Raw genomic sequence first — 15,094 nt, forward strand, 5'->3', positions numbered from 1 at the left:
GGAGATGTAGGGCAATCTTGATTGAACCACCGTGCAGAGGATGACCTCTGTAACTCTTGAAGTGTCTGTTGGCAAGGGAGTGCGTGCTGGATCCAGTGTCTTGCAAAAGGGGTAGCCTGTGGTTGTCAACAGACAGTTGTGACTTGGGAGTCGCGTGCAGTCAGGTGATTGACAGATTCAAGATAGCAAAGGGAGCCAAAAGCATTCAAAGCTTGAGCGGCTCAAACACGTCTTTTTCCTCTCTCTGGGCACAGCAAGCAGCCATTCAATCAATAAAACTTAATGTTTAGGAGTATAACAATGACTCAATCAATCCCAAGACCAACCAGTGAAATAACCAATCGAGAAACAGCCTTTGTTCTAGAACTTAATTCCCTAAGCTGCAAAGATCTGCCATTGGTGGGGGGTAAAAACTCTTCTTTGGGAGAAATGCTCCAACAACTAACTCCCAAAGGCATTAATGTCCCCGATGGTTTTGCAACAACGGCCTATGCCTACCGTTACTTTATTCAAGCGGGCAATCTCGACACGCAATTGCGGCGGCTCCTTGAAGGCTTGGATGTTGAGGATGTAACAGAACTCCACCGTGTGGGTCAGGCAGTCCGCTCCCTGATTTTGCACACGCCCTTTCCCCCAGAATTGACGGATGCCATTGCCGCCGCTTACCAAAAAATGTGCGATCGCTACGGCCCTAATACAGACGTAGCGGTTCGCTCCAGTGCCACTGCTGAAGACTTGCCCGATGCCAGCTTTGCTGGTCAGCAGGAAACCTACCTGAATGTCCATGGCCTCAAGGGGGTCCTCGATGCCTGCCATCGCTGTTTTGCTTCTCTGTTCACCGATCGGGCTATTTCCTACCGCCAGATCAAGGGGTTTAATCACTTCAGTGTGGCGCTCTCAGTGGGTGTCCAAAAAATGGTGCGCTCCGACTTGGCCTGCTCTGGAGTGATGTTTTCCATTGACACAGAAACCGGCTTCAAAGACGCTGCCCTGATTACCGCTGCCTATGGTCTGGGTGAAAATGTCGTTCAAGGGGCGGTTAACCCCGATGAATACCTTGTCTTTAAGCCAACCTTGAAAGCGGGCTACAAACCCATCCTGAAAAAAGCCCTCGGTACTAAAGAAATCCGCATGGTCTATGACCTCGGTGGGACAAAGCTCACCCGCAATGAACCAGTGCCAGAAACGCTGCGGAAGCAGTTTGCCCTCACAGACGCAGAAATTCTCACCCTCGGTCGCTGGGCCTGTCTCATTGAGGAGCACTATTCTGCCCTGCGGGGCACCTATACCCCCATGGACATCGAGTGGGCAAAAGATGGCATCAGCGGAGAACTCTTCATTGTTCAAGCACGCCCTGAGACCGTCCAATCCCAAAAAGCAACAAACGTCCTACGCACATACCATCTTGAGGAAAAAGGACCGCTACTTGCCACGGGTCGCGCTGTGGGCGAAATGATCGGTCAAGGTCGCGCCCGCGTTATCCTCAATGTCAGCAATATCGATCAGTTCCAAGCGGGAGAGGTGTTGGTCACCCACCGCACAGATCCCGACTGGGAGCCGATTATGAAAAAAGCCAGTGCCATTGTCACTGATCAGGGGGGACGCACCTGCCATGCAGCGATTATTGCCCGTGAGTTGGGGATTCCCGCTATTGTCGGCTGTGGCGATGCCACGGTAACGATTCCCAATGGGGTTGAGGTCACCGTCTCCTGTGCTGAGGGAGAAGAGGGGCATGTCTATCAGGGATTGCTGCCTTTCCATGTGGAGGAAGTGACCCTAGAAAACCTGCCGCGTACCCGCACCCAAATCTTGATGAATGTGGGCAACCCCGAGGAAGCCTTTAGCTTGGCAGCCATTCCCAATGATGGGGTGGGGCTGGCGCGTATGGAGTTTATCATTGCCAACCACATTCAGGCGCATCCTTTGGCTCTGCTGCACTACGACGAACTGACGGATGAGGCTGCAAAGCTGAAAATTGCTGAACTGACCCAGAACTATGCCGACAAGGCGGAATACTTCGTGGATAAGTTGGCTCAAGGTATTGGGGCGATCGCTGCCGCCTTCTATCCCAAGCCCGTGGTGGTGCGTATGTCCGACTTTAAGAGCAATGAGTACGCCAACCTCTTGGGCGGTCGCCAGTTTGAACCCCATGAAGAAAACCCCATGATTGGCTGGCGGGGCGCTTCCCGCTACTACGACCCCAACTATGCGGAGGGCTTTGCCCTTGAATGCCGCGCCATGAAGAAAGTGCGGGATGAGATGGGGCTGACAAACGTTATCCTTATGATTCCCTTCTGTCGCACGCCAGAGGAAGGGCGGCGGGTGCTGGCGGAGATGGCCAAACATGGGCTGAAGCAAGGGGAAAACGGCCTCCAGGTCTATGTAATGTGTGAACTCCCCAGCAATGTGGTGCTCGCGGATGCCTTTGCCGATGTTTTTGACGGCTTTTCCATCGGCTCCAATGACTTAACCCAACTCACGCTGGGGCTGGATCGCGATTCGGGGCTGGTGGCGCATCTATTTGACGAGCGCAATGAGGCAGTGAAGCGGATGGTGGCACAAGCCATTCAAACGGCAAAGGCCAAGGGGCGCAAAATTGGCATCTGTGGTCAAGCTCCCAGTGACTATCCTGAGTTTGCCCAATTTTTGGTGGCTCAGGGGATTGACTCCATTAGTCTCAACCCTGACTCAGTTCTGAAGACAATGTTGCAAATTGCTGAGGCTGAAAAACAAGCCTAGAGCGCACAACCCGGTAACAACTCCTAAGGTGAGGGCAGGGAATTGCAGTCGCGATCGCTCTGCCCTTTTCTGTAGGGGACGTAACCCAGTAGGATCAAGGGAACCAAGTGGAGGATCTCGGCGTGAATGCAGCGGCAATTCAGGAACTTCTGGCTTCGGCAGAGGTGGGCGATCGCCTGCGGGGAATCAATCAACTGCGCACATTGCCCCCTGAAGCAGCTTTTGCCCTAATCCGGCCTCTGAGCCAAGATGAAAATGCCCGTGTCCGCTACGCTGCAGTGAGTCAAATTGCTGTCCTAGGGCAGGTCAACCCACCTCAAGCCCATGAACTCTTGCGCAATCGCCTGCTCCATGACAGCGAAACCGATGTCCGCGCCGCAGCAGCAGATGCCATGGCTGCCCTACGGCTTCCCTTTGCCCTTGAAGATTTAGCAATGGCCTACCACAGTACGAGTGATTGGCTGTTGCAGTTTAGTATCATTGCTGCTTTAGGTGCCCTTGGCAATCCTGCGGCTGTTGGGCTACTCACGGAGGCTCTCAAGAGTCCTCAAGAATTAGTAAAATTGGCGGCGATTGGTTCCCTAGGGGAACTCAAACAGCCCGAAAGCATTGAGCATCTGCGACAGTTTGTTGAGTATCCTGATTGGCAACTGCGGCATCGGCTGGCGATCGCCCTCGGCCAAATTGGCACTCCTGAAGCTCGCCCGCTCCTGGAACAATTGGCCACTGATTCGGCCGCAGCGGTTACTGAGGCAGCTCGCACCAGTTTGGCACAGTTGACCGCTTAGGATGGATTGATGGGTTACACACTGCCTGTTTTTGCTGCTGCGGCGGCAGTGGCTGCCCTGCGATGCCTTACTGAAGGCACCTGTCCTCAAGAGGTGACCCTTGCCCTGCTGCGCCCCAACCGCTGTGAAACCTTTGCCATTCCCCAAGGAGCGCCCTTAGATTCCCAACAGGCTTTGGCGATTACCTACAGTGAACCCAGCGATCCCCTTGATCTGACGCGGCATACTCCAATCTGGGCTTGGGTGCGCTGGCAAGACCCCGCCACTTACCCCAAAATTCACATTGACGGTGGTTTTGGCGTGGGTCGCGATCGCGCCACTGGCGAAGCAGCTATCTACCGCTATGCGCGGTTGCTATTGACCACTAACCTGTTGCTCTACTGTCCCAAAGAGCGGGCGATCGCCGTCACCATTGTCCTACCTCAGGGGCGCGACTTGGCAGAGCGCACCTCAAATGCGGCTTTTGGCATTGTTGAGGGACTGTCGCTGTTGGGCACCACTGCCCTTGCGCACCCCCTGAGTGCTCCTGAGCAACTGGAGCGCTACCGAGAAGACCTCAGGCAAAAGGCCAGCCAATCCCCTACCTTGGTTTTCTGTCTTGGCGAGAATGGCCTTCAGGTAGCACAACAGCTCCAAATCCCCCCTTTCCTCTGTGTAAAAACCGCCAATTGGCTAGGCCCGATGCTAGTGGCAGCGGCGCAACACCATGTCCAACAGTTGCTTCTGTTGGGCTACCACGGCAAATTAATTAAACTGGCGGCGGGGATTTTTCATACACATCACCACATTGCTGATGCCCGCCAAGAGATTTTGACTGCCTTTTGTGCTCTCGCAGGTCTGCATCAAGATATTCTGCACCAAATATGGCAAGCACCCACTATTGAAGCTGCCCTCAAGTCCTTAGAAACCTTGGCTCCCCAAGCCTTACCTGAGCTTCTCCGCCACATTGCCAACCGCATTGAGGAACGCGCCACTGCTTATATCCATAGCCATTGTGCAGCTCCCCTAGGACGGTCATTACAGGTGGGGTGTGCTTTGTTTGGGCGCGATCGCCAAATTGTTGCTGCCAGCGAGGCTGGAGAAATCATTTTGAGAACATTAGCGTCCAAGAAGCTATTTTGACTAAAAGCAAAGCAAGCTATTCTATTAAGTGCTAGGGTTTCTAAAGATGGTGAAAGACTGATAACCAGTATCAATTAAAATATGCTCAAATAGTTCCTCTGCAATTAATTCATGGATGACTTGTTTAACGGGGGAGTTATTATTTCCTTCGACATCGTACCAGCCGTAGTAGTCATGCAAAATAAAGTATCCCCCTGGCCGCAGGTACCACGGTACATAATTAAAGACATCAGCTTTACACCCCTCATAGCTGTGATCACCATCAATAAAAATGAGATCAACCAAACCATCAATGGTGACTTCATCTGAGCGGGCGTTAATAAACTGAACATAGTTTTCAAGATGAGCTCCAAAAATTAACTGCTCAGCTTCCTTGGTCGGAAACGGATCAATAGAAAGCAATTCTCGTTTTTTGGGCGCTTCAAATTCACTATAATCAATGTCAGGTCGCTGCTTATGCTGTTGTGGTTCTTGCCAACCTATATCAATGAATCGTAGGGCACTTGCTAGACAAAGGGTTGAAAATCCCTTAAAGCGGCCAATTTCAATGATGCGAGTAGCTCGAATACTTACTGCCAGAGAAAAAAGCGTCATCCCTAACCCCAGTTCTGAGCCTCCAGCAACAAGTGCCTTCCGCATCAAACCAAAAAAATCACCAAAATAGCTGTCCATCCTTTGTTGGTTATGGGGTAAGGCCTCTGTTATCATTTGGGACTCTGGACTAAAACTCATAGGAATATTTCTGTGAGCGACTCTTTGTGACTTCTCTTATCCTAACTGAACCTAAAGTACTAAAATATGGGTTGCCAGGAGAGATGGCAGAGTGGTCGAATGCGCTCGACTTGAAATCGAGTGTGGCAGTGATGCCACCGAGGGTTCGAATCCCTCTCTCTCCGTTCAATTAAGAAAAAGGCAGCCAGTGTACACTAGCTGCCCAATGTTGTCGCAAAGCTCAGAGAAGAGCTACACACCCAAATCCGCCAAAATATCAGCGGCGTGGGTCTCCGTTTTGACACTGGTATAGACATGGGAAATCATGCCGTTGCCGTCAATGACATAGGTTACCCGCTTTGCATAGCCGCCGCCATCGACATCGTAGGCCTTGATAATGGAACGATCTACGTCCGCTAGCAAGGGGAAGGGGAGATTGAATTTCTCGGTGAATTTTTGGTGTGAGGTTTCATCATCAGTGCTCACGCCCAGAACGACAATATCCTTCTCCTGATAGGCAGTGTAGTGGTCGCGGAAGCTACAGGCTTCTTTGGTGCAGCCGGGGGTGTCATCCTTGGGATAGAAGTACAACACGACCGTTTTGCCCTTGAAATCACTAAGGGAAACGGTATTGCCATGGGTGTCTTTGGCGGTAAAGGCAGGTGCGGGCGTGCCAACGGCTAAAGCCATGAGGAATAACCTCCTAACATTAAGTTTTATTACAAGCTTCGTTCCCTATTCTATTCCCTAGCTGCGCCTTAGTAGTGGATGCGAGGGTCAATCCAAGCATTGAGGAAATCAATGAGGATACTAGCGGCAACCACAATGACGGCAAAAAAAACAACAATTCCCTGAACGGTTGGATAGTCGCGCAGCGCAATTGCTTCGTAGAGTCGCTGACCTAACCCTGGCCAAGAAAAGGTGACTTCCGTTAGCACAGCGCCCCCCAAGAGGCCAGCAAGGGTCAGACCCAAAACGGTAATCACCGGAATTAAAGCGTTCTTGAGGGCATGATGAATGAAAATCCGATGTTCAGGAATACCACGGGCACGGGCAGCTTCCACATAATCGGCGGCTAGGGTTTCCTTGAGATTTACCCGCACAATGCGCTCGAAGATGCCACTGAGAACAATGCCCAGGGTGACGGCTGGTAGAAGCAAGTGGGTAAAAGCAGTTCCCAATTGGTGGAGATTGCCATTCAAGAGTGCATCCAGAATATACAGTCCTGTGGGGCCTTGGGGGGGTGTTTCACTGATGGGGTAGCGGGTGCCTAAGGGCAGCCAACGCAAGTTCACGGCAAAGAGTAGTTGCAAGAGCATCCCTAACCAAAAAAGAGGCAAGGCGTAGGTAAAGATGCCAAAAAGTCGTCCACCAATATCCCAAGCAGTTCCCGATTTAATTGCAGCAAGACTGCCAATGAGTACACCCAAGCCAAAGGCGATCGCCAGACTGGCAAGACCTAATTCTGCGGTCGCAGGAAAATGTTGGGCAATAATCTTGGTCACTGCTTCCCCTTGACTTGTGAGGGAAGTGCCTAAATCAAATTGCAGGAGTTGTCCTAAATAGTTCAAGTACTGCTGCCACAGGGGTTGAGCTAGACCCAATTGCTCTCGTAGAGCTTCCTTGACAGGTGCCGGAGCACGGGGGCCTAAAATCGCATCCACGGGATCCCCAGGAGTGGCTCGCAGGAGCAAAAAGACGACAGTGACGATTGTCCACAGCATCAGCGGCGCTAGCAAAAGCCGCAGCAGTAGGTATCCCTGCAGTGCCCGCAGACGAGACATTAGGCACGCCTAGTTATTGTTGGGGTGGGTTTGCTGCTCGCTGGCGATCGCGCTCAATCGAGGCTAAAAGCCGTTTGGGATAGCTATCTGCTGCAATTTGTAAAATTTGATCGAGGGGCGTGTCATTCATGAACTTAGTGGCGGCAGCAATGTACTTGCGATTGGGACAGCGATCGCCAAGGACACAGCCGTTGACGCAGGCCTCTGCACAATTAATGGTTTCTGGCGTTAATTCGCTCATAGCAGCTCTCCGAGGAATTGCTCAAATTTTAACAAAGGGAAGAATCCCCCACCTAAAAATTGGCAACGCTTCCTAGGATCCCCTAGGTTAGAATCGTACTGGCACAGGAAACATTGGGTAGGAGGCAGAATGCGCAGGAAATGGATCACCTTTTTAGTGTTGGCGTTGGGGATGATTCCCTTCATCGCCATTTCTGTGATGCCCCTGCTCACCAGTGCCTTTACAGCCCCTCAAGCCACCCCTAGCCCTGTGGTTAATTCCGCGGCGGGAGACAAAATTGCAGAACTCCAAGCCCAAGAAAAGGGCTATCAACTGGTGCTAGAGCGTGAACCCAACAATGCCACGGCACTGGAAGGCTTGGTACTGGCGCGGCTGCAACTCATTCAACAGGGCAAAGGGGAAATTGCCAGCGTCATTGAGCCGTTGCGGCGGTTGGCGGCTCAGCGGCCTGAACAAACAAACTATGCCATTCTCCTAGGGCAAGCTCAACAACAAACGGGCGATCGCGAGGGGGCTGCTCAAACTTTTCAGAATGTTCTTGCCCAATCGCCGGGGAACCTCAATGCCCTGCGGGGGCTAGTGGATCTTTACCTCAAAGAAAATCGTCCCCAAGCCGCTATTGGTTTGATTGAAGAGACCCTCAAAGGAGCAGAGGCCGCCAACAAAGTGCAACCGGGGAGCGTAGATGTTACGGCTGTGCAACTCCTCCTTGGCGATGTCTATATGGCACAAAAACGCTATGATGAGGCATTGACCCTCTTCCAAAACCTCGGCAAAGAAAACCCCAATGATTTTCGCCCAGTTCTTGCCCAAGCAATGGTGCTGACGGAACAGGGGAAAAAGACTGAGGCGGCTTCCCTCTATGCCAAAGCTGTGGAATTAGCCCCCGCCAAGTATAAAGATGCCATTCAGCAGGCGGCGCAGCAGGTGCAAGCTGAATCTCCAGTTACTCCTAAACCCTCCCCACAGCAATAAATATTTAATTAATACTTAAGTTTGTTGTTGCAGTTCCTCTAGGCGTGCTAGTACCTCTTGGCTGTGGATCGCGGGATTTACTTTTACATAACGCTCCCGCAGGATGCCTTCAGGATCAATGATGAAGCTGTGGCGGAGCGAGACAAACCCCAACCACGAGCCATAGGCTTTGCTGACTTGGCCATCGGGGTCAGAAAGGAGGGGAAAGGTCAAGCCTTCACTGTCACAAAAATCTTTATGGGAGTTCACAGAGTCAGCACTGACGCCAATGACTTCAGCATTGTGGGCATGAAATTGCTCAATGTCGCGTTGGAAACGCTGGGCTTCGAGGGTGCAGCCAGAGGTAAAGTCCTTGGGGTAAAAGTACAACACGACCCACTTACCGCGATAATCCTTGAGGGAAATGGGCTGACCATCCACACTGCTGGGAAGGGAAAAATCAGGTGCTGGGGCATTGAGAGGCGGCAGTTCGCCTCCGAGGGCCCAACTGGGGGTTGATGGGCTGAAAAACAGCATCAAACTCAAAAGGGCAACAAGTAGTGAGCGCAAGAACATGGCTAAATCGTTAAACTGGCCTTAGGAAAGCATCTAGCTGCACTTTACCCTAGTTTTAGCGATTTTTCGAGGTTGATGCCGTCGCTCTCTGTTGTACAGTTTATGCCCCGTTGGTTGCGCTGGCTTTGTGCGCTGCTGCTGGCGATCGCCCTTGGGGCGGGGCTGTGCTGCTTGATTGCCGAAAGCCTCTGGTTTAGTCAACTGGGCTATTTGCAGGTGGTCTGGCAGCGCTGGAGTGTCCAAGCCTTACTATTTCTTACGGTTGCGGGGTTATCGGCACTTTTCTATGGCTGGCAGCAACACTGGCTACTGCGGCAACGCACAGTGACCCTCGATCCAACCCTAACAGCACGGAGTACCTATCGGGGACTGGGGCTATGGCGGCTTTTGTTGTGTGCGAGCGGTTTAACTTGGCTGCTGATTGTTGCCACTTACCACATTGGCGCGATCGCCTTACAACTGTGGCAACAGCGCTCAGAAATTACGTTTAATAGCCCTCTGCTCCCGCAATTGAGTGTTTGGCGAGTGGCAGAAATCTCACTGCAAGTGGTACAGAATCCTTGGTTATTGGTGCCTAGTCTGGGGGCGCTGATACTGGGGCTTTGGTTGCCCGTGCGCCTCTTTCAGGGGGTAGGGATTCTCTTGAGCCTCGCCATGGGGGCAATTGCTTTTCTGAGTTGGTCAGTGGTGCTCAAGGGACTTTTTGCGGTCAGTGATTTCCATACCGAACCGCTATTTCACCACTCAATTAGCTTTTACCTCTTTCACATCCCTTTATGGGAACTGTTGCGACTGTGGTTGGTAAATCTCAGTGTTGTTGGTTTAGCGGGAACGGCCTTGGGGTATCTCCTTGCCAATGAAAGTCTCAGTCATGGCAAATTCCTCGGCTTTGTGCGATCGCAACGGCGACATTTGCAGGGCTTGAGTGCGTTTGTTTTTGCGACAGTGGCTTTTAGTTTTTGGCTAGAGCGCTACAAGCTTCTTTACTCAACCCATGGAGCTGCTTTTGGTGCCGGCTATACCGATGTCAGCGTGCGCTTACCCCTTTATAGTTGGCTTTCGGCCTCGGCCCTTGGCGTCACCTGTTTACTGGCTTGGTCAGCGATTCGACGGGGCGGAGAAGGGCAGCGGCGGCTAGGTCCGATTGCCCCCGGCTTCTTTGGGTTTACAGTGGGCTATCTAGGGGTCATCCTAATTGCAGATTGGCACCTACCCACAGCTATTGAAGTAGCCATTGTTCAACCTAACCAACTGCAACGGGAACTGCCCTACATTCAACGCACCATTACCCATACCCGTGAAGGCTTTGACCTTGAAAAAATGCGGGTCGAACCCTTCCAACCAGAAAATAACCTCAACGCCGAGATCATTGCTGCTAATGCCGCCACTACCCGTAACATTCGCCTTTGGGATACCCGCCCCCTCCTTGAAACCAACCGTCAACTCCAACAACTGCGCTCTTACTATCGGTTTCCCGCCGCATTTTTGGATCGCTACTATCTGAAACTATCGCCTGGGCAAGACCCATCGGAAATTCGCCAAGTCCTCATTGCCGCTCGCGAAGTAGATTACAGTGCGGTTCAGCGGTTTGCCCGCAGTTGGATTAACGAGCACCTCGTATTTACCCACGGCTATGGCTTCACCATGAGTCCTGTGAATACAGCAGAAGTCAATGGTTTGCCCAAGTACTTTGTGCGCGATATTGGCGACACAGGTGAGCTACTGGTTAATCCGCCTCAGATCCGCGAGAGTATCCCGTTTTTCTATCCACGGATTTACTACGGTGAACTCACCAATACCTACATTTTTGCTCCTTCCGATGTCCCAGAACTGGATTTTCCCCGCGGCGCTGAAAATGTTTATAACCACTACGACGGTAGTGGAGGCGTGCCCATTACCAGTTGGTGGCGCCGCCTAGTCTATGGCGTCTATTTTCGGGATTGGCAATTGCTGCTAACCCCCAATTTGCGCCCCGACTCACGGGTTCTCTTCCGGCGATTGATTCAGGATCGTGTGCGGGCGATCGCTCCCTTCTTGCGCTTTGACAGTGAACCCTATCTTGTTGTCGCCGATCTACGCTCTGAGCACGCCATTGCTGCTCGCCCCAGCAGTGCGGGGGTCAGCTATCTCTACTGGATTATTGACGCCTATACTGTCAGTCGCTACTACCCCTATAGCGATCCGGGGCAGCACTCGTTTAACTACATTCGCAACTCCGTCAAGGTGGTCGTGGATGCCTATAACGGTGATGTCACCTTCTATGTGGTTGAACCCAATGATGTCATGATTCGCACGTGGCAGCGAATTTTTCCCACACTCTTGCGTCCCTTGAGTTCCATGCCCCACCCCCTCTATCGTCACATTCGCTACCCCATTGATTTAATGCAGGTACAGTCAGAACAGCTCCTGAAGTACCACATGACGGATCCTGTTGTTTTTTATAACCGCGAAGACCTCTGGCAAATTCCTAAGGAGATTTACCGCGAAAAATCCCAAGCCATTGCTCCCTACTACCTGATTACCAAGCTGCCCATTGGCTATACGGAGGAATTTATTCTTCTTGTCCCCTTTACGCCCGTGAATCGTCCGAACCTCATTGGTTGGCTGGCGGCTCGCTCCGATGGCCAAAACTATGGCAAACTCCTGCTGTACGTTTTTCCTAAACAAGAACTGGTCTTTGGCCCCGAACAAATGGAGGCTCGCATCAATCAAGACCCAGTCATTTCACAGCAAATTTCCCTCTGGAATCGCCAAGGGTCAAGATCGGTGCAGGGCAATCTTCTTATTATTCCCGTCGAGCGATCGCTCCTCTATGTCGAACCGATTTACTTGGAAGCCGATCAAAATCGACTGCCCACTTTGGCACGGGTCATTGTCATGGACAATCAGCGGATTGTGATGGCACCTACCCTCGAAGAGGCTCTAAAACAACTCTTTCCCCAGTAGGGGAAAGGCCTTGAATCCTTATCGCTAAACAACACAAGGATACAAACCAGTTAAAAAACTATGACAACAGCTGCATACATCCATCTGCCCTTCTGTCGGCGCCGCTGCTTTTACTGTGACTTTCCAATTACAGTGATGGGGGATTCTCCGACGTTGGCAGCATCCTTGATTCAAGAGTATGTGGCTGCGCTGTGCCAAGAAATTGCCCAGACTCCTGCTGATCCGCAACCGCTTCAAACGATCTTTTTTGGGGGGGGAACGCCTTCTTTAGTACCGCCTCGGTATATTGGCCAACTGCTGGAAGCTCTAGATCGCCGGATAGGGATTGCGCTGGGGGCGGAAATTTCCATGGAAATGGATCCAGGGACCTTTGCCTTAGAACAATTGCAGGGCTATCTCAGGGTAGGCGTGAATCGCCTTAGCTTGGGTGTCCAGGCCTTTGATGATGAGCTATTGCGGCTCTGCGGCCGTAGTCACACTGTCGCCGAGGTTGAGCAGGCAGTTGAAATGATTCATAGGGCGGGGGTAGAAAACTGGAGCATAGATCTTATTTTAGGTCTGCCGCAACAATCCCTGGCGCGCTGGCAATTCTCCCTAGAACGAGCAATCGCCCTCAAACCAACTCATCTTTCAATCTATGACTTGATCATTGAGCCAAAAACCGTCTTCAGCAAACGCTATCAACCGGAAGCGGCCCCCTTACCTACCCAAGAGCAGGTCGCCGCCGCCTATCGCCTTGGCCACGAAAAGCTAACAGCAGCGGGCTACAACCATTACGAAATTTCCAACTATGCCCAAGCGGGGTTTGCCTGTCGTCACAATCAAGTCTATTGGCGCAATCAATCCTACTATGGCTTTGGCATGGGAGCCACCAGTTATCTGGAGCATCGCCGCCTCAGCCGCCCGCGTACCCGCCGTGAATACTATCAATGGCTACAAACCTTACCAGAGAGCCTCTATCGGGTGAATCCAGATTCCCTGTGGGATCGCTGGGTGGAAACCATTATGTTGGGGTTACGCCTCAGAAACGGCCTCTGTTTGAAGACTTTGGCGGATGAATTTCCTCTATCGTGGGTTGAAGCTCTGCAAATGGCAGCAGCAAAAGTGTCTCCCAAAACGCTTTGTGTGACGGGCGATCGCCTGCACTTGACACAGCCAGAAGGATTTCTAGTGGCCAATCACGTTATTGTTACCCTTTGGGAAGCATTGGAGAGATCGGTTTTCCGCCAACAGAAAGGGGAACCCCTACCGATACACTAGAGGTTGTCTGACCAAGAATGCACTCACGGGAAACATCATGTTGGAACAGGGAACCATTTCAATTCACACTGAGAACATCTTTCCAATCATTAAAAAGTGGCTCTACTCCGATCATGAGATTTTCCTGCGGGAACTGGTCTCCAATGCGGTGGATGCCATTCAAAAACTGCGGATGGTGGCACGTTCTGGGGAATACAAGGGGGATGTAGATCACCCTGAAGTCACAATTACAATTGATAAAGAGAATAAAAAGCTGGCGATCGCCGACAACGGCATTGGCATGACGGCCGAAGAGGTGAAAAAGTACATTACCCAAGTGGCCTTTTCCAGTGCTGAGGAATTTGTTCAAAAATACAAAGGCGAAGGGGAAAACGCCATTATTGGACATTTTGGCCTAGGATTTTACTCCGCCTTCATGGTCTCAGAACGGGTGGAAATTGATACCCTCTCCTACCGCGAAGGTGCTGTTCCCGTACATTGGACCTGCGATGGCTCCACTGAATTTACTCTCTCTGACGGTGAGCGCACCAGCGTTGGCACTACTGTAACCCTCACACTGCAAGACAGTGAATTAGAGTACTTGGAGCCGGCCCGCATCCGCGAGCTGGTGCGCAAGTATTGTGACTTTTTGCCTGTGCCCATCAAGCTTGAAGGCGAGCAAATCAATCGACAAATTGCCCCTTGGAAAAGTTCTCCCAATAGCCTCAGCAAAGAGGACTATTTAGAGTTTTATCGCTACCTCTATCCCTTCCAAGAAGATCCCCTGCTCTGGGTTCACCTCAATACCGACTATCCCTTCGTGGTCAATGGGATTCTTTATTTTCCAAAGCTGCGCCCCGATATTGATGTCAGCAAGGGGCAAATTAAGCTCTACTGCAATCAAGTCTTTGTCAGCGATAACTGTGAAGAGATAATCCCACGCTTTTTGCTCCCGCTGCGGGGTGTCATTGACAGTAGTGACATTCCCCTGAATGTATCCCGCAGTTTCCTGCAAAACGATCGCACCGTGCGCAAAATTGCCGACTACATTGCCAAGAAGGTGGGCGATCGCCTCAAAGAACTGTACCGCGAAGACCCTACGGCCTACGTGCGCTCTTGGCAAGACTTGGGCACCTTTGTCAAGTTTGGCTCAATTAACGATGAGAAATTCAAAAAACAAGTGGAGGATATTCTCATCTATCGCACGACCGCGGAGCTAACCCCCAAAGAGGGCGACGATTTATGGGCCAAAGAGGGCGGAATTTGTGTAGATGGCAAAACCTATACCACGCTCAAGGAGTACCGCGAGCGCAACAAAGCACGCCAAGGCAACCGCGTCTATTACTGCACTGACGAAGTGAATCAGGCCACCTATGTGCAACTGCTCAAAAGCCAAGGGATCGAAGTGCTCTTTATGGACAGCTTCATTGATACCCACTTTGTACCGTGGCTAGAGCAAAACTATAGCGATGTCAAGTTCCTGCGGGTTGATGCCGAATTGGATGAAACCCTCATTGATAAAACCAAAGAAAGTGAACTCGTTGACCCGACAACTAACAAAACCCGCAGCGAGCAAATTAAAGCACTCTTTGAATCGGTGCTGAAAAAGCCCAAATTAACCATCCGTACGGAAGCCCTGAAGGCAGATGCGCCACCGGCTATGATCCTTTTGCCGGAAACCAGTCGGCGAATGCAGGAAATGATGGCAATGATGCAGCAGCAACTCAATGCCCAGTTGCCAGAGGAGCATATCCTCGTTGTGAATACGGCGCATCCCCTAGTGCAGAATCTCCTCAGCCTCAGCCAAGGAACGATTATTCAAACCAGTGGCACCTCAGAAACGGGTGCATTGGTCGAAAAGCTGTGTCAGTATATCTACGATTTGGCCTTAATGTCGCAGCGGGGCTTTGATGCCAATGGTATGCAGCAATTTACAGAGCGTGCCAGTCAAGTCCTGACCCAATTGACCACCATGGCCACACGCTAAGGTTTGC

12 protein-coding genes and 1 tRNA gene are annotated in these 15,094 nt (G+C 51.5%); 8 read left to right on the forward strand and 5 right to left on the reverse strand.

The genetic code is table 11. The annotated features are described in order from the left end of the window. Window positions 1-300: 300 nt before the first annotated feature. From ppsA to cbiD, 3 genes are all read left to right on the forward strand, one after another. Window positions 301-2,739 (forward strand): phosphoenolpyruvate synthase, encoded by a 2,439-nt coding sequence (ppsA, locus tag P3X23_RS01595; RefSeq protein ID WP_300872486.1) that lies wholly within the window; start codon window positions 301-303, stop codon window positions 2,737-2,739. Between the two features lie 107 nt (window positions 2,740-2,846). Beyond that, window positions 2,847-3,527, forward strand: a complete 681-nt coding sequence (locus P3X23_RS01600; protein ID WP_300872488.1) for a HEAT repeat domain-containing protein — start codon at window positions 2,847-2,849, stop codon at window positions 3,525-3,527. 9 nt (window positions 3,528-3,536) lie between these two features. Then, entirely contained in the window at window positions 3,537-4,649 is a 1,113-nt protein-coding gene (cbiD, locus tag P3X23_RS01605) for a cobalt-precorrin-5B (C(1))-methyltransferase CbiD (protein ID WP_300872491.1), read from the forward strand. A 24-nt stretch (window positions 4,650-4,673) separates the two neighbouring features. Here cbiD and P3X23_RS01610 read toward each other — a convergent pair whose 3' ends face one another. Beyond that, window positions 4,674-5,381: an O-methyltransferase gene (locus P3X23_RS01610; protein WP_300872494.1), complete on the reverse strand. Its 708-nt coding sequence runs from the start codon at window positions 5,379-5,381 to the stop codon at window positions 4,674-4,676. A 77-nt stretch (window positions 5,382-5,458) separates the two neighbouring features. Between P3X23_RS01610 and P3X23_RS01615 the strand changes: the two genes are divergently transcribed. Beyond that, window positions 5,459-5,545: transfer RNA gene (locus P3X23_RS01615), tRNA-Ser, on the forward strand. Between the two features lie 67 nt (window positions 5,546-5,612). Here the strand turns inward: P3X23_RS01615 and P3X23_RS01620 are convergent. The 3 genes from P3X23_RS01620 to P3X23_RS01630 all read right to left on the reverse strand — a co-directional run bounded on the left by P3X23_RS01620 (window position 5,613) and on the right by P3X23_RS01630 (window position 7,385). Then, window positions 5,613-6,050, reverse strand: a complete 438-nt coding sequence (locus tag P3X23_RS01620; protein ID WP_300872497.1) for a peroxiredoxin — start codon at window positions 6,048-6,050, stop codon at window positions 5,613-5,615. Between the two features lie 68 nt (window positions 6,051-6,118). Then, window positions 6,119-7,144 (reverse strand): ABC transporter permease, encoded by a 1,026-nt coding sequence (locus P3X23_RS01625; protein WP_300872500.1) that lies wholly within the window; start codon window positions 7,142-7,144, stop codon window positions 6,119-6,121. Between the two features lie 13 nt (window positions 7,145-7,157). Next, window positions 7,158-7,385, reverse strand: coding sequence for a hypothetical protein (locus P3X23_RS01630; protein ID WP_300872503.1), 228 nt, complete (start codon window positions 7,383-7,385; stop codon window positions 7,158-7,160). Between the two features lie 129 nt (window positions 7,386-7,514). Here P3X23_RS01630 and P3X23_RS01635 point away from each other — a divergent pair, with 129 nt between their 5' ends. Next, a complete protein-coding gene (locus tag P3X23_RS01635; protein ID WP_300872506.1) occupies window positions 7,515-8,360 on the forward strand; it encodes a tetratricopeptide repeat protein in 846 nt (281 codons plus the stop codon). A 15-nt stretch (window positions 8,361-8,375) separates the two neighbouring features. Here the strand turns inward: P3X23_RS01635 and P3X23_RS01640 are convergent, their stop codons facing one another. Further along, the gene (locus P3X23_RS01640) at window positions 8,376-8,915 is read right to left on the reverse strand and encodes a peroxiredoxin (RefSeq protein WP_300872509.1); all 540 of its coding nucleotides are present in this window, start codon (window positions 8,913-8,915) and stop codon (window positions 8,376-8,378) included. A 102-nt stretch (window positions 8,916-9,017) separates the two neighbouring features. Between P3X23_RS01640 and P3X23_RS01645 the strand changes: the two genes are divergently transcribed. Genes P3X23_RS01645 through htpG form a run of 3 tightly spaced genes read left to right on the forward strand, consistent with a single transcriptional unit; the run spans window position 9,018 to window position 15,087 of the window. Next, window positions 9,018-11,861 carry a UPF0182 family protein gene (locus P3X23_RS01645; RefSeq protein WP_300872512.1) on the forward strand — a complete coding sequence of 948 codons (2,844 nt, stop codon included), beginning with the start codon at window positions 9,018-9,020 and terminating at the stop codon, window positions 11,859-11,861. A 60-nt stretch (window positions 11,862-11,921) separates the two neighbouring features. After that, on the forward strand, window positions 11,922-13,121 hold the full coding sequence (hemW, locus tag P3X23_RS01650; protein WP_300872515.1) for a radical SAM family heme chaperone HemW: 1,200 nt from the start codon (window positions 11,922-11,924) through the stop codon (window positions 13,119-13,121). Between the two features lie 37 nt (window positions 13,122-13,158). After that, window positions 13,159-15,087, forward strand: coding sequence for a molecular chaperone HtpG (gene htpG, locus P3X23_RS01655; RefSeq protein WP_300872517.1), 1,929 nt, complete (start codon window positions 13,159-13,161; stop codon window positions 15,085-15,087). The last annotated feature ends 7 nt before the right edge of the window (window positions 15,088-15,094 follow it).

The organism is Thermosynechococcus sp. Uc (assembly GCF_029335995.1).
Taxonomy (GTDB): Bacteria; Cyanobacteriota; Cyanobacteriia; order Thermosynechococcales; family Thermosynechococcaceae; genus Thermosynechococcus.

Bases quoted from the DNA above. Each gene is read 5' to 3' on its own strand.
- P3X23_RS01635 (WP_300872506.1), top strand. From the start codon at position 7,515: ATGCGCAGGAAATGGATCACCTTTTTAGTGTTGGCGTTGGGGATGATT.
- ppsA (WP_300872486.1), top strand. From the start codon at position 301: ATGACTCAATCAATCCCAAGACCAACCAGTGAAATAACCAATCGAGAA.
- P3X23_RS01625 (WP_300872500.1), bottom strand. From the start codon at position 7,144: ATGTCTCGTCTGCGGGCACTGCAGGGATACCTACTGCTGCGGCTTTTG.
- cbiD (WP_300872491.1), top strand. From the start codon at position 3,537: ATGGGTTACACACTGCCTGTTTTTGCTGCTGCGGCGGCAGTGGCTGCC.
- hemW (WP_300872515.1), top strand. From the start codon at position 11,922: ATGACAACAGCTGCATACATCCATCTGCCCTTCTGTCGGCGCCGCTGC.
- htpG (WP_300872517.1), top strand. From the start codon at position 13,159: ATGTTGGAACAGGGAACCATTTCAATTCACACTGAGAACATCTTTCCA.
- P3X23_RS01645 (WP_300872512.1), top strand. From the start codon at position 9,018: ATGCCCCGTTGGTTGCGCTGGCTTTGTGCGCTGCTGCTGGCGATCGCC.
- P3X23_RS01620 (WP_300872497.1), bottom strand. From the start codon at position 6,050: ATGGCTTTAGCCGTTGGCACGCCCGCACCTGCCTTTACCGCCAAAGAC.
- P3X23_RS01630 (WP_300872503.1), bottom strand. From the start codon at position 7,385: ATGAGCGAATTAACGCCAGAAACCATTAATTGTGCAGAGGCCTGCGTC.
- P3X23_RS01640 (WP_300872509.1), bottom strand. From the start codon at position 8,915: ATGTTCTTGCGCTCACTACTTGTTGCCCTTTTGAGTTTGATGCTGTTT.
- P3X23_RS01610 (WP_300872494.1), bottom strand. From the start codon at position 5,381: ATGAGTTTTAGTCCAGAGTCCCAAATGATAACAGAGGCCTTACCCCAT.